Annotated in this window: 12 protein-coding genes; all 12 read left to right on the top strand. The window is 38.1% G+C overall.

The window, feature by feature from the left end:
* The first annotated feature begins 40 nt into the window (after positions 1–40).
* The 12 genes from NAT51_RS04080 to NAT51_RS04025 all read left to right on the top strand — a co-directional run bounded on the left by NAT51_RS04080 (position 41) and on the right by NAT51_RS04025 (position 14,166).
* Positions 41–2,038, top strand: a complete 1,998-nt coding sequence (locus NAT51_RS04080) for a TonB-dependent receptor plug domain-containing protein (protein WP_250595614.1) — start codon at positions 41–43, stop codon at positions 2,036–2,038.
* Positions 2,039–2,054: 16 nt separating this feature from the next.
* Positions 2,055–2,396, top strand: a complete 342-nt coding sequence (locus NAT51_RS04075) for a heavy-metal-associated domain-containing protein (protein ID WP_250595612.1) — start codon at positions 2,055–2,057, stop codon at positions 2,394–2,396.
* 95 nt (positions 2,397–2,491) lie between these two features.
* A complete protein-coding gene (locus NAT51_RS04070; protein WP_250595610.1) occupies positions 2,492–2,782 on the top strand; it encodes a hypothetical protein in 291 nt (96 codons plus the stop codon).
* A gap of 59 nt (positions 2,783–2,841) precedes the next feature.
* Entirely contained in the window at positions 2,842–4,617 is a 1,776-nt protein-coding gene (locus tag NAT51_RS04065; RefSeq protein ID WP_250595608.1) for a SulP family inorganic anion transporter, read from the top strand.
* Between the two features lie 12 nt (positions 4,618–4,629).
* Positions 4,630–5,274, top strand: coding sequence for a carbonic anhydrase family protein (locus NAT51_RS04060; protein ID WP_250595606.1), 645 nt, complete (start codon positions 4,630–4,632; stop codon positions 5,272–5,274).
* A 67-nt stretch (positions 5,275–5,341) separates the two neighbouring features.
* Positions 5,342–5,977, top strand: a complete 636-nt coding sequence (gene can / locus NAT51_RS04055; protein ID WP_250595605.1) for a carbonate dehydratase — start codon at positions 5,342–5,344, stop codon at positions 5,975–5,977.
* Positions 5,978–6,059: 82 nt separating this feature from the next.
* Positions 6,060–6,737, top strand: coding sequence for a DedA family protein (locus NAT51_RS04050; RefSeq protein WP_250595602.1), 678 nt, complete (start codon positions 6,060–6,062; stop codon positions 6,735–6,737).
* Positions 6,738–6,780: 43 nt separating this feature from the next.
* The gene (locus tag NAT51_RS04045) at positions 6,781–7,167 is read left to right on the top strand and encodes a hypothetical protein (RefSeq protein ID WP_250595600.1); all 387 of its coding nucleotides are present in this window, start codon (positions 6,781–6,783) and stop codon (positions 7,165–7,167) included.
* A gap of 284 nt (positions 7,168–7,451) precedes the next feature.
* Entirely contained in the window at positions 7,452–8,534 is a 1,083-nt protein-coding gene (locus NAT51_RS04040) for an efflux RND transporter periplasmic adaptor subunit (RefSeq protein WP_250595598.1), read from the top strand.
* A 19-nt stretch (positions 8,535–8,553) separates the two neighbouring features.
* The gene (locus NAT51_RS04035) at positions 8,554–11,769 is read left to right on the top strand and encodes an efflux RND transporter permease subunit (RefSeq protein WP_250595596.1); all 3,216 of its coding nucleotides are present in this window, start codon (positions 8,554–8,556) and stop codon (positions 11,767–11,769) included.
* Positions 11,753–13,195: a TolC family protein gene (locus NAT51_RS04030; RefSeq protein WP_250595594.1), complete on the top strand. Its 1,443-nt coding sequence runs from the start codon at positions 11,753–11,755 to the stop codon at positions 13,193–13,195. Before NAT51_RS04035 ends, NAT51_RS04030 begins: the two co-directional genes overlap by 17 nt.
* 194 nt (positions 13,196–13,389) lie before the next feature.
* Positions 13,390–14,166: a DUF2490 domain-containing protein gene (locus NAT51_RS04025; RefSeq protein ID WP_250595592.1), complete on the top strand. Its 777-nt coding sequence runs from the start codon at positions 13,390–13,392 to the stop codon at positions 14,164–14,166.
* Positions 14,167–14,177: the final 11 nt, after the last annotated feature.

Here is a 14,177-nt window from a genome sequence, read left to right as displayed (position 1 = left end):
ATCAGAATTTGATTTTATAAACATTTAATTACCCCATACAATGAAAAAAATAGTATTGTTTTTTGTTGTTTTCCTTACTGTAGAGACTTCTGCACAAACGCAGGATACCTTGCAGACGGTCAAAGTCGACGGGAAAAGAGCGAAAACACAAAAATCATTGCTGAAAACAACAAATACAACTGTTTTATCCAGCAAAGAATTACTCAAAGCAGCCTGTTGTAACCTGGCGGAAAGTTTTGAGACCAATCCGTCTATCGACGTGAACTTCTCGGATGCCTTAACGGGTACCAAACAAATTAAAATGCTCGGATTAACGAGTCCGTATCTGTTAATTGCCGAGGAGAACATTCCTTCGGTACGAGGTGCTTCACAGGCTTTCGGATTGTCTTTTACTCCGGGAACTTGGGTAGAAAGTATCCAGATTACCAAAGGCGCCGGAAGTGTTGTTAATGGCTTTGAGAGTATCTCGGGTCAAATCAACACCGAATTACTGAAACCGTCCAAAGAAATACCGTTCTTCCTGAATGCTTACGGCTCAACCGATTCCCGCTTTGAATTGAATACACATCTGGCCCAAAAGATTGACAGTTTGTGGTCAACCAGTTTATTGGTACACGGCAATATGCGTGTGGCTAAAAATGATATGAATAACGATGGTTTCCTGGATAACCCATTAGGTAATCAGATTAACATCATGAACCGCTGGCAGTATGCTAATCCGGCAAAAGGATGGGTGAGCTTCCTGAATTTCAGGTATATGAATGATGAAAAGCAAACCGGTGAAGTTGATTTTGACCCTAATATGCATAAATTAACCACAACCTACTGGGGTTCCGAAATCAATACAGAGCGTTTTGATTTCTCTTCTAAATTAGGCTATGTATGGCAGGATATGCCGTATCAGAGTATTGGTTTCCAAAATGCCTATACTTCGCACAACCAACAGTCATATTTCGGATTGCGTACCTATGATATCAAACAGAAGAGTGCTTATTCCAATTTGATTTTCAATTCGATCATCAATAATACCATGCACAAATTCGCAACTGGTTTGAATTTTACGTATGATGAATACCAGGAGTTTGTAAATACTGCCGATGTAAGTCGCAAGGACACTTCGTTGGGGAGTTTTTTTGAGTATACATACGATAACGGAGATAACATGAGCATGGTGTTGGGTGGCCGTCTGGATTACCATAACCGCTTGGGAGTATTTGTTACACCAAGATTGCATGTGCGTTATAATCCGTGGGATCAGGGTGTAATCCGGTTTTCTGCCGGTAGGGGAAAACGTTCGGCTAATATTTTTGCAGAAAACCAACAGTTATTCGGAAGTTCAAGAAACTTCAATATCTTGGATAACGGTGGTAAGATCTATGGTCTCGATCCCGAAATTGCCTGGAATTATGGCTTCGGATTACTACAAAAATTCGAATGGTTCGGAATGAAATCAGATGCTTCTGTCGATTTTTACCGCACCGATTTCCAAAACCAGGTGGTGGTTGATTTATTCCAGGGAAGCGGTCAGGTCGATTTTTACAACCTGAAAGGGAATTCATACGCAAACAGTCTGCAGGTCGAATTCAATACCGAAATTATCAAGCATTTGAACTTTCGTTCGGCTTATAAGTATTACGACATCAAAACCGATTACAACTCGGGTAGTTTCCAGCGTCCGTTACAGGCGAAGCATCGCTTCTTTACAAACCTTGAATTCGAAACCCACATCAAAGAAAAAGGACAGCAATGGCGATTCGACTATACCCTGAACTGGTTAGGGAAACAACAACTGCCTAATACGGGAGGCGAATTACCGCAAATGTCACCGTCTTTTATTGTGATGAATTCACAAATTACCCGTACCTTTTCATCCACGTTTGAAATGTATGTAGGGGTTGAGAACTTAGGGAATTACAAGCAGGATAAAGCGATTGTGGGTGTCAATGATCCTTTTGGAACAAATTTTGATACTTCAGTGGTATATGCGCCGGTTTTCGGGCAGATGTTCTACGCCGGATTACGCTTTAAAGTCAAATAATTTAAAAGAATAAGAAATGAAAAATATAGTTTTACTGTTGATGCTGATGATCGGGTTTACCGGAATGGCTCAGGGAAATAAGAATAAAAATGCAAAGTACAATGTTGAGGTCAACGGAAACTGCGAGATGTGCAAGAAGCGTATCGAGAAAGCCGCTTTTTCGGTTGCCGGAGTAAAAAGTGCTGTCTGGAATACCGAAGATACAACGCTGCGCCTGATCCTGAATGAAGAGAAATGTTCAGTCGGTGATGTGGAAAAAGCGGTGGCCAAAGTAGGACATGATACCAAGAATGTAAAAGCCTCTGAAGCTGATTATAATAAGCTTCATACCTGTTGCCAGTACGAACGGATAAAGTAATTTTAAAAGCCTTGATAGAATAAATCAAGGCTTTTTTATTGGTAAGAAAATGTTAAGTCCTTTGGTAATTGGTTATAAAATGATACTTTTGCCCCATGAAATTTTTCGCCAAAATAGTTTTGGGTATCTTTATACTGTTTCAGTTTTCTTCGATTATCGTATGGGTAATCAACGAGAAGACTAACTCGACATTTACCTATAACATTACGGAAGAAGAAGAACACCAGAAAAATACCAAGCAGGTGAAAGCTGAAGTGGTATTGGAACGAAGTGTTTTTCAGGATTTCATGTTTGACGAAACTACACAGGACAATTTTGAAGTATATCTGCTCAAAGATTATTCTTCAAATCCTTTATTATTCTTCCCTCCGCCTGAACAAGCTTAAAATAATAGGACTCCGGAAAAGTTCCGGAGCGACATATTGTTTTAAAATTGTAAAGGTTTATGACAAAAAAAGTAAATATTTTTGGTAGCCTTAATTCGGATATTCCTGCCGGGTTAGTGGTATTTTTAGTAGCCTTACCTTTGTGTTTAGGTATTGCTTTGGCATCGGGTGCACCGTTGTTTTCAGGGATCATCGCCGGAGTGGTAGGTGGAATTGTTGTAGGGAGTTTAAGTAAATCCCATTTATCGGTTTCGGGTCCTGCTGCCGGTTTAACAGCAATTGTTTTAACAGCTATTACTTCTTTGGGAAGTTTCGAAGCGTTTTTGCTGGCTGTATTCATAGCGGGTATTTTCCAGATCATTTTAGGTTTCATTAAAGCTGGTACCATCTCTAATTATTTTCCAAACAATGTAATTGAAGGAATGTTGGCTGGTATTGGTATTATTATCTTCCTGAAACAAATTCCGCACGCAGTGGGTTATGATAAGGATTATGAAGGTGATTTTGCCTTTTTGCAACCGGATGGGGAAAATACGTTCTCGGAAATCTTTTCGGTTATGGGTAATATTCATGCCGGAGCCGTAATAGTGGCTTTGGTGTCGCTTTTCATTCTGATTGGTTGGACCAAAGTGCCTTTCCTTCGCAACTTAAAATTAGTACCGGCAGCTTTAGTGGCTGTAATTGCAGGTGTTGCCATTAATCAGTTTTTTATTGCATCAGGCAGTTCTTTGGCTATCACAGGTGACCATTTGGTGAGTTTGCCGGTGCCGAAGTCTTTTGATGAATTCAAACAGAGTTTTGTGTTTCCTGACTTTTCTCAGATAGGGAATAAAGAGGTTTGGGTTGTGGCAATTACTATTGCTGTGGTTGCATCAATTGAAACACTTCTGTGTATCGAAGCTGCTGACCGTATGGATGTGCACAAACGTTATACGGATACGAATGTTGAGTTAAAAGCACAAGGTGTTGGTAATATAGTGAGTTCACTTTTAGGTGGTTTGCCAATGACGTCGGTAGTGGTAAGGACATCGGCTAATGCAAATGCCGGGGCGCAGACTAAAATGTCGGCTATCACACATGGTATATTACTTTTGGTGAGCGCAGTTTCTATTCCTTTTTTACTGAATAAAATACCTTTGGCAACTTTGGCAGCCGTTCTTTTATTGGTTGGTTATAAATTAGCTGTGCCTAATATCAAGCATTTTGCTAAATTTATGCCTGTAGATATCAATATTCTGATTTTATCGCTCATCGGATTTAAAGTGGCTTATGATAATACAGCGTTCACAACACTGACATGGGGTATTGTTGCTTTGTTATTCTTGGTTCAGATTGTAAATTTGGTATACAAAATAATGGGTAACCCGGAATTTAAAAAGACCGTTTTAAGAAATCAGTATTTATATTTTCCTTTTTTTGCAACGACTATTGCAGTTGTATTTACAGATTTACTGAAAGGAGTTGCCCTTGGATTAATTATCAGTGTGATCTTTATTCTGAAAGGAAATATGCAACGTGCTTATAAATTCAGAAAGCAGGAATACCAAGATGGTGACGTCATTCATATCGACCTTGCACAGGAAGTTTCATTTTTGAATAAGGCAGCTATTAAAACAACTTTGTCGTCTATCCCTGAAAATTCAAAAGTTGTGATCAATGCATCAGATACGGTGTATATTGCACACGACGTATTGGATTTGATTAAAGAATTTAAAAAGATCAGGTCTAAAGAAGAAAACATCAAGGTGAAGTTGGTAGGATTTAAAAAAGCTTACGAACTTGAAAACACCGGAGAAGAAGAAAAACACATTTACGTAGAACACACAACAAATTAAAATATAAAAATTATGAGAACTTTAAATAAAGAATTACAGTCAGAAATAACACCAAAAAAAGCATTAGAACTTTTAAAAGAAGGGAACGGCCGTTTCGTAAACAACCTGAAACTACACCGTGATTTACTGGAGCAGGTTAATGCTACAAGTGAAGGACAATGGCCGTTTGCAACGATTTTAAGTTGTATCGACAGCCGTACTTCTGCAGAATTGATCTTTGATCAGGGATTGGGAGATGTTTTTTCTATCCGTATTGCCGGAAATGTTGTAAATACAGATATCCTTGGGAGTATGGAGTTTGCTTGTAAAGTAGCAGGTTCAAAATTGATTGTAGTGTTGGGGCATACTAAATGCGGAGCAGTTAAAGGAGCTTGTGACCACGTGGAAATGGGTAACCTGACAGAGCTTTTGTCTAAATTGCAGCCTGCGGTTTATGAAGAGCAAATCACTAAGGAAGAAAGAAGTTCCAAAAACCCTGAGTTCGTTGAAAATGTAGCGGAAATCAATGTGAAAAGAACAGTGAAGTCTGTTTTGCAACGCAGCCACATTTTAGCTGAAATGATTGAAAATGGTGAAATTGGAATTATCGGTGCAATGTACAACGTTGAAACGGGTGATGTTGAATTTTACGGTGACAGTGAGTTTGTCAAAGACTAACGCTTGTTGATTTAGTTTTTGTCTTAATAAGCAATAATTCCTAATTTTAACTTGATAATAAAACAGCATGAGCGATTTTTATAAAAAGATACTGGATAATAATAAAAAGTGGGTAGAAGAGAAGTTAGGCCAGGATCCTAATTTCTTTCAGGATTTGTCTAAAGGGCAAAATCCGCCGCTGTTATGGATTGGATGTTCAGACAGCCGTGTTCCGGCTAACGAAATTACCGGAACAAAAGCCGGTGAAGTATTTGTACACCGCAATATTGCCAATATGGTTATCCATAGCGATATGAATATGTTGAGTGTGCTGGATTATGCAGTGAATGTGTTGAAAGTCAAGCATGTTATCGTTTGTGGCCACTATGGATGTGGTGGTGTCAAAGCAGCTATGGGTAACAGCTCTTATGGGATTATTGATAACTGGATCAGACATATCAAAGATATTTACAGACTGAACAAGGAGAAGTTGATTCATATTGAAGATGAAGAAGAGCGTTTCAATAAGTTTGTTGAATTGAATGTGAAGGAACAAGTGCTGAATTTAGCTAAAACATCTATCGTGCAAGGAGCGTGGAAAGACGGTCAGGAATTAACGTTACACGGTTGGGTTTACGGACTTAATTCGGGTTATGTAACCGATCTGGATGTGAATTTCTCAAGCAATGAAGATTTACACGAATTGTATCAGTTAGATATTTAAGATTAATTTAATAATTAAAAATTTAGGCGATTGTGCTATTTGTAGTACCTTCGCCTTTTTTATAAATACTTATATTTACCGAATGGAAGATTTCAATTGGTTGCAGTTGCTGAATCCGGAATTCTATATTTTGCTGGAGTTTGGAGGAGTTAAAATAGGTTTACTTGTTGTTTTATTCATTGTTTTTGCCGAAACAGGTTTGTTGGCAGGATTCTTTTTACCTGGAGACAGTTTGCTTTTTTTGGCGGGAATTTACAGTGAAACATTGATGCAGCAAATTTCATTGGGTAGCGATTTTCTGAATGTAACGGTTTTTGCCTCGTTGGTTTCCCTGATGGGTATCCTCGGGAATATGACAGGGTATTGGTTTGGTGCCAAAAGCGGAAGTTACCTTTATAATCAAAAGGATTCTTTTTTCTTCAAGAAGAAATATTTATACCAAGCCAAAGACTTTTTTGAAAAATACGGAAACAGAGCTATAGTTTTTGCCCGATTTTTACCTATTGTAAGGACTTTTGCGCCGGTTGTGGCGGGAATTGTTGCAATGGATAAAAAGAAATTCATGTATTATAATATTGTCGGATCTATTCTGTGGTCATTCTCTATGATTTTCGCAGGACATTACCTTCATGCACTATTCCTTGACAAGTTTGGAATTGACCTAAAACATTATATCGAATTTATAGTAATCGGGATTGTAGCTTTTACAACTCTTCCGGTACTTTGGAAATTATTCAAAAAAAGAGTGCATCTCGAATAGACTGAACGAAATTATTTTATAGTTTTGCAGCCGTAAAAATAAAATGTTTAAAATCAATAAAAATATAATAGCAGAAAGAGCAAAGGGTTTACTCTCTTTGATGGCTGTATTTTTATTGGTTTTTTCTGTTTCTGCCAAAGACGTTTCCAATAAGTTTCAGTTAGAAAAAGGAAGAACACTTTCTTTTGTACAGAAAGGAACAGGAGAAACAAAAGTTTACCGCATTAATTCAGTTCCGGATGAAGATCAGGAAGATCTTTCAGAAGTTGAATTAGACGACATTGAGTTTTTTACATTTGATTCTTATACTTTATCAAGTGTTGTTTTATATATTGAAAAATCAGTAGCTTTTCCGGTTTTTCAATTTACCAAAATCACTAAACTTCCACTTTATGCACTCTTCTGTAAGTGGAAATTCCATCTTAGCTAAATAACTTCATGGCTTAAGGGAATAGTGGTTTTTTAGCAGTTATTCACTGACTTTTCAGAAAATTTATTTCATCACAATTTGCGGAATACATGTTTTTTAAATATTACTGTATTCGTACGTGTTGTGTGTTTTGAAATGCTTACTCTGTCCTAACAACTTGTTTTGTTCCCCGAAGGAATAATATTCTGTTATTCCAAGCCATACCTGTAACCGTTTTGCAAAATGTAAAATAGGTTGCAATCATTTATCCAAAAATATTTTAATCTATTTATTGTTACCTAGTTATGGCAAAAAAAGTTTTGTTGCTGGCTGGTGTGTTAACACTATTGCTACACATAAGTTGCGACTCCAAAAAAGAAGAAAAAGAAGAGAAAACACATTTTTTAGTTACTACACCAATTAAAAAAGACACCATTATTACTAAAGATTATGTTTGTCAGATACATGCTTCAAATCATATTGAATTAAGAGCTCAGGAAAGAGGTTACCTGCAAAAGATATTTGTTGACGAAGGACAGTTTGTACGTAAAGGCCAGTTGTTATTTCAGATCATGCCTAATTTGTACCAAGCTGAAGTACAAAAGGCTCAGGCTGAAGCTAATTTTGTTAAAATCGAATATCAGAATACCAAAAAATTGGCAGATAAAAATGTTGTTTCGCCCAATGAATTGGCGATGGCTAAAGCTAAATTGGACAAGGCCACAGCTGAATTGGCATTGATGAAAGTGCACTTGCAGTTTACTGAAATCAGAGCTCCGTTTGATGGTATCGTAGATAAATTCCATGTGCGTTTGGGAAGTTTGCTGGAAGAAGGTGATTTGTTGACCAATTTATCCGATAACAGTAAAATGTGGGTGTACTTCAACGTTCCTGAATCAGAATATTTAGACTATAAATCGAAAGCAAGCAGCAGTAAAGCTAAGGTGAATCTGGTAATGGCCAATAACGAAACTTTCGGTTACACCGGAATCGTTGAAACCATCGAAGCCGACTTCAATAATGAAACGGGAAACATCGCTTTCAGAGCTACTTTCCCTAATCCAAAAGGTTTATTGCGTCATGGAGAAACCGGAAATGTTCAAACAACTATTCCGTTGAAAAATGCTTTGCTGATTCCACAGAAAGCTACTTTCGAAGTACTTGAGAAAAAATATGTTTATGTAATCGATAAAAACAACGAGGTAAAATCAAGAGCAATTACAATTGCGGCTGAATTACCACACGTTTTTGCTGTTGCAAGTGGTTTGTCTGAAGGTGATAAAATCCTTCTGGAAGGTTTACGCATGGTAAAAGAAAACGAAAAAATCGAGTATAAAATGGAGGATGCATCACATGTGCTTTCCCATTTAGAATTGTATGCTGAATAATTTAATATAGAAAGAGAAAATGTTTAGCAAATTCATACACAGACCCGTATTTGCGATTGTAATTTCAATCATGATACTTTTTGTGGGAACCTTGGCCATCAAACAGATGCCTATTTCACAGTTCCCTCAGATCGCGCCTACCACAGTAAATATTTTTATTGCTTACCCGGGAGCCAGTGCCGATGTATTGGTGAAGTCAACCCTGATTACTTTGGAAAATTCCATTAACGGGGTGGAAGGGATGCGTTATATTGCTACCGATGCTACGAGTGCCGGTGAAGCTACCTTGCGTATTATTTTTGAACCGGGAACCGATCCCAATCAGGCCGTTGTGCGTGTAAAAACAAGGGTAGACCAGGTTATGCCATTACTGCCTGAATTGGTTCAACGTGAGGGTGTTGTAATTACGCCTATCCAACCCAGTATGTTGATGTACGTGAATCTTTACTCGAAAGATAAAGGAATGGATGAAAAATTCCTGTACAATTATGCGAGTGTAAAAATGATTCCTGAAATTAACCGTCTAAAAGGTGTGGCCCGTTCCCAAATTTTGGGAAGTAGAACGTATGCAATGCGTGTATGGCTAAACCCTGAGCGAATGCGTGCCTATAATATTTCTGTTGAAGAAGTAATGGATGCGCTCGGTGAGCAGAGTATCATCGGACGTCCGGGGCGTATCGGACAAAGTTCGGGGATTGCTGCTCAGTCTTTAGAATATGTACTGACTTATAAAGGACGTTACAGCGAGCCAAAGGAATATGAAAATGTGATTATCCGTGCTAATTCAGACGGTGAGAGTATTCATTTGAAAGATATCGGTAAAGTAGAATTAGGAAGTGAATTCTTTGATATTTATTCGAATTTGGACGGTCATCCTTCGGCGGCGATCGTATTGAAGCAAAACTACGGAAGTAATGCCAGCGAGGTTATTAAAGAAATTAAAGATAAACTGGAAGAAATGAAAGAATCCTTTCCTCCGGGAATGGATTATAAAATCAGTTATGACGTTTCACAATTCCTTGATGCTTCGATTGAGCAGGTTATTGATACTTTACGTGATGCATTTATCTTGGTGGCACTTGTGGTGTTTGTCTTTTTAGGAGACTGGCGATCGACGTTAATTCCAATTTTAGCCGTTCCGGTTTCGTTGATTGGTGCCTTCTTTGTGATTCAGTTCTTTGGCCTTTCCATTAATCTGGTAACACTATTTGCACTTGTATTGGCAATTGGTATTGTGGTCGATGATGCGATAGTCGTCGTCGAGGCAGTGCATGCCAAATTTGAAGAATTCCCCAATATTACGCCTTATCAGGCGGTTAAAAAAGTATTGGGTGAAATCGCCGGTGCCGTTATTGCAATTACTGCGGTTATGGTATCTGTGTTCCTGCCAATTTCATTTATGTCTGGACCGGTAGGGACTTTCTACCGTCAGTTCTCGATTACTATGGCGAGTTCCATTGTGATTTCTGCGCTTATCGCGCTTACTTTAACACCTGTATTGTGTGCCATGATGTTGAAAAACCATCACGGTCATCCGAAAAAACAGAATATACTGACCAAAGCTTTGGACCGCTTTAACCAAATGTTTGACAAGCTTACCGGGAAGTATGTGGCTTTACTGAAAGGTATTGTAAACCGAAGGGTACTTACGTTTGGTATTCTGGCAGTTTTCTGTGCAGGAATATTTATTGAAAACCAAATTCTTCCTTCCGGATTTATTCCTATTGAAGATCAAGGTACGATTTATGCGATTATTCAGACGCCTCCGGGCTCTACTTTGGAAACAACCAATCATGTTTCACAGAAACTTCAGAAAATTTGTGAAAAGGTTGATGGTGTCGAATCGGTTTCTTCTTTGGCTGGTTATGAAATCATGACGGAAGGACGTGGATCGAATGCCGGTACCTGTCTGATTAACTTAAAGCCATGGGATGAGCGTGAACATACAGTGAAGGAAATCATGGAGGAGTTGGAAGAAAAGTCGAAAGGTTTGGGAGCTATTGTCGAATATTTCGAGCCACCGGCAATTCCGGGATTCGGAGCGTCAGGAGGTTTCTCAATGCGTTTGTTGGATAAAAATACCACAACGGATTATCAGGATTTTGATAAAGTGAACAAAAAATTCATGGAGGATCTTGGCAAGCGCAAAGAATTGACAGGATTGTTTACCTTCTTTGCGGCTAATTATCCACAGTACGAACTGGAAATCAATAATGAATTAGCAATGCAAAAAGGAGTGTCCATTGGTAAAGCAATGGAAAATCTGAATATTTTGATTGGTAGTACTTACGAACAAGGATTTATTAAATTTGGACGTTTCTTCAAAGTGTATGTGCAATCGGATCCAAAATACAGAAGATTACCAACCGATATCCTAAATCTCTACGTGAAAAATGATAAAGGTGAAATGGTGCCTTATTCGGCATTCATGACGCTTAAAAAAGGTCAAGGGCCAAATGAAATCACACGCTATAATATGTATAATTCCTCAGCTATTCAGGGATTACCAGCAAGTGGTTACACAACAGCTGATGCTATTAAAGCGATCAAGGAAGTTGCCGAGGTTTCGTTACCAAAAGGCTACGATATTGCCTGGGAAGGACTTTCATATGATGAAGCCGGGAAAGGGAATGAGTCGATTTACATTTTTGCAATTGTATTATTGTTTGTGTATTTCGTCTTGGCAGCTCAATATGAAAGTTTCATTATTCCGTTATCGGTGATTTTATCACTTCCTGTGGGTATTTTCGGTTCATTCTTTTTGCTTCAGGCGATGGGACTTGAAAACAATATTTATGCTCAAATCGGATTAATCATGCTCGTCGGGTTACTCGGTAAAAATGCCGTACTGATCGTGGAATTTGCCATACAGAAACGGAACGAAGGTTTTACTATTCTGGATGCTGCCATTGAAGGTGCCAAAGTGCGTTTCCGTCCAATTTTGATGACTTCTTTTGCTTTTATCGCCGGATTAATTCCGTTGATTATTGCTACAGGTGCAGGAGCTATCGGGAACAAGACAATTGGTGCGGCAGCCTTGGGAGGGATGCTTTTCGGAACTATTTTCGGAGTGGTTATTGTTCCGGGATTATACTACATTTTTGGTTCATTGGCAGATGGCAGAAAATTAATTAAAGACGAAGATGAAAGCTCATTATCAGATGAATTTGTTCATATTATTGATGGGTTTGCCGTAAAAAATCAAAAAAATAAAGAGAATGAAGAAGCTAAATAAAAACCAAGTTTACGGATTTATTGCTATTGCAGTTTTGTCTTTAGGAGTTGTTGGTTGTAAGGCCACTTCTTCTGTAGAAAAAACAGAGGATAAAACGGTTCCGGAAATGTTTGCCGGAGCCACCAAAGACACTTTGAATTCGGGAGTCATTTCATGGAAAACCTATTTTAAAGATGCTTATTTGCAATCGCTGATTGAAACCGCCCTGAAAAACAACCAGGAGCTGAATATTACGATGCAGGAAATTGAAATTTCCAAAAGCGAAATCAAGGCGAGAAATGGAGAATACCTCCCGTTTGTTGGAGTTGGAGCGGGTGCTTCAGTAGATAAAGTGGCCCGTTTTACAAACATTGGTGCCATGGAAGCGACCACCGAAATCAAACCGGGTAAGGAAATGCCGGAGCCGTTAAAAGATTTCAAACTTGGAGTGTATGCCAATTGGGAAATTGATATCTGGAAGAAACTGCGAAATGGTAAGAAAGCTGCAGTTAACCGTTATCTTTCCTCAGTTGAAGGTAAAAACTTCATGGTTACGAACTTGGTAGCAGAAATTGCCAATTCCTATTACGAGTTATTAGCTTTGGATAATCAATTGGAGATTATAAACCAGAATATTGAGATTCAAAGCAACGCATTGGAAATTGTTAAAATCCAGAAGGATGCTGCACGTGTTACCGAATTGGCAGTCAAAAAATTTGAAGCTGAAGTATTCAAAACGAAAAGCCTTCAGTTTGAAGTACTGCAAAAGATTGTAGAAACAGAGAACCGCATTAATTTTCTGGTTGGACGTTATCCACAGCATGTGGACAGAAGTACAGGAACATTCAATGATATGGTGCCTAATGTCGTGTCTGCCGGTATCCCGTCTCAACTTTTAAGTAACAGACCGGATATAAGACAGGCTGAATTTGAGTTGGCTGCCTCTAAATTGGATGTAAAATCGGCTAAAGCCCGTTTTTATCCTTCATTAGGAATTTCGGCAGGGATTGGATACAGAGCTTTCGATCCAGGTTATCTTTTTAAACCGGAATCGTTGTTGTATTCTATTGCAGGTGATTTGATGGCGCCGTTAATTAACAGAAATGCCATTAAAGCAAGTTATAATACGGCAAATGCGAAGCAAATCCAAGCAGTTTACAAATACGAGCAAACCATTTTGAACAGTTATATAGAAGTAGCAAATCAGGTTTCCAAAATCAGCAATCTGGAGAAAAGCTATTCGTTAAGAACCAAACAGGTTGAAGCACTTACCAATTCGGTTTCTATTTCGAATGAACTGTTCCGTTCGGCAAGAGCTGATTATATGGAAGTATTGCTTACACAACGAGATGCATTGGAGTCCAAATTTGATTTGGTTGATACTAAAATGCAGCAGTTGAATGCTATGGTGAATATTTACAGAGCTTTAGGTGGTGGATGGAATTAGTTACAGTTAGTTATTTTTAAAATTAAAGCCATTGTACTCCGGTATGATGGCTTTTTTATTTGACTCTATTGAAATGAGCTAACATTTGGCTAAAACTGATAAAGCCGTTATCTTTACAAACTTCTTGGTATTAAGTGTGAAATGGAGGGATTTTTATTGGTTCCATTTTACTATTGGCTTAAAAAAAACAGAATATGTTAAAGTTTAATTCTATTAAACCGTTAATCCTGATTGGGTTCTTGGCTTTCGGATTTGTGTTGGATATTCAGGCACAAACCAAAAACAGCAATAATGATATTTGGTTTCATTATGTTGGAAAAAATATGTTGACTAAAAAATTATCCTTCACTTTTGAAGGAACATTGCGGTTTGCTAATGGATTTGATGAAAAGCAACAATGGTTTGTGCGTCCTTCTGTTGATTACCAATTTGCAAAGTGGTTTACGGGAAGTATTGGCTATAGTCATTATAATACATATTCGTACGGAAATCCGGCAATGAATAAAATAAGCATTCCGGAAGATCATTTGTGGTTTCAGGGAACTTTTGTACACAACTCGGGCGATTTTAAATTTACCCACCGTTTACGTGATGAATTGCGTTATGTTGACGTAGCGGTCAAAGATCCTGTTACTGAAGAATTTGAAATTGATCATTATGAATACCGTAACCGTTTTCGTTATATGTTTTTGTTGAACCATCCCATAACGAAGAAAGAAGAGGCTACAAAGTTGTTTGCGTTTTTCGGAGATGAAGTTTTCATGAATTTGGGCTCAAATGCCGGGAAAACCTTTCTGAATCAAAATAGAATAATCGGAGGAGTTGGATATAATATCAATAAGCATCATCAGTTGCAGTTGTCTTATATCCATCAGAATATCTGGAATTACCCGAATACTTTTCAGGAAAGTAATCCAACGGTACGATTGTCTTATATTACCAATTTTGATTGGTATCAAAAGGCAGAATAAAAAAGAAAACC

Source organism: Flavobacterium amniphilum (assembly GCF_023634845.1).
In the GTDB taxonomy this organism is placed as follows: domain Bacteria; phylum Bacteroidota; class Bacteroidia; order Flavobacteriales; family Flavobacteriaceae; genus Flavobacterium; species Flavobacterium amniphilum.
The sequence above is the reverse complement of the archived record's forward strand: the minus strand, read 5'-3'. Positions and strand labels throughout refer to the sequence as shown.

Bases quoted from the DNA above. Each gene is read 5' to 3' on its own strand.
- NAT51_RS04030 (WP_250595594.1), top strand. From the start codon at position 11,753: ATGAAGAAGCTAAATAAAAACCAAGTTTACGGATTTATTGCTATTGCA.
- NAT51_RS04035 (WP_250595596.1), top strand. From the start codon at position 8,554: ATGTTTAGCAAATTCATACACAGACCCGTATTTGCGATTGTAATTTCA.
- NAT51_RS04080 (WP_250595614.1), top strand. From the start codon at position 41: ATGAAAAAAATAGTATTGTTTTTTGTTGTTTTCCTTACTGTAGAGACT.
- NAT51_RS04040 (WP_250595598.1), top strand. From the start codon at position 7,452: ATGGCAAAAAAAGTTTTGTTGCTGGCTGGTGTGTTAACACTATTGCTA.
- NAT51_RS04060 (WP_250595606.1), top strand. From the start codon at position 4,630: ATGAGAACTTTAAATAAAGAATTACAGTCAGAAATAACACCAAAAAAA.
- NAT51_RS04025 (WP_250595592.1), top strand. From the start codon at position 13,390: ATGTTAAAGTTTAATTCTATTAAACCGTTAATCCTGATTGGGTTCTTG.
- can (WP_250595605.1), top strand. From the start codon at position 5,342: ATGAGCGATTTTTATAAAAAGATACTGGATAATAATAAAAAGTGGGTA.
- NAT51_RS04075 (WP_250595612.1), top strand. From the start codon at position 2,055: ATGAAAAATATAGTTTTACTGTTGATGCTGATGATCGGGTTTACCGGA.
- NAT51_RS04050 (WP_250595602.1), top strand. From the start codon at position 6,060: ATGGAAGATTTCAATTGGTTGCAGTTGCTGAATCCGGAATTCTATATT.
- NAT51_RS04065 (WP_250595608.1), top strand. From the start codon at position 2,842: ATGACAAAAAAAGTAAATATTTTTGGTAGCCTTAATTCGGATATTCCT.
- NAT51_RS04070 (WP_250595610.1), top strand. From the start codon at position 2,492: ATGAAATTTTTCGCCAAAATAGTTTTGGGTATCTTTATACTGTTTCAG.
- NAT51_RS04045 (WP_250595600.1), top strand. From the start codon at position 6,781: ATGTTTAAAATCAATAAAAATATAATAGCAGAAAGAGCAAAGGGTTTA.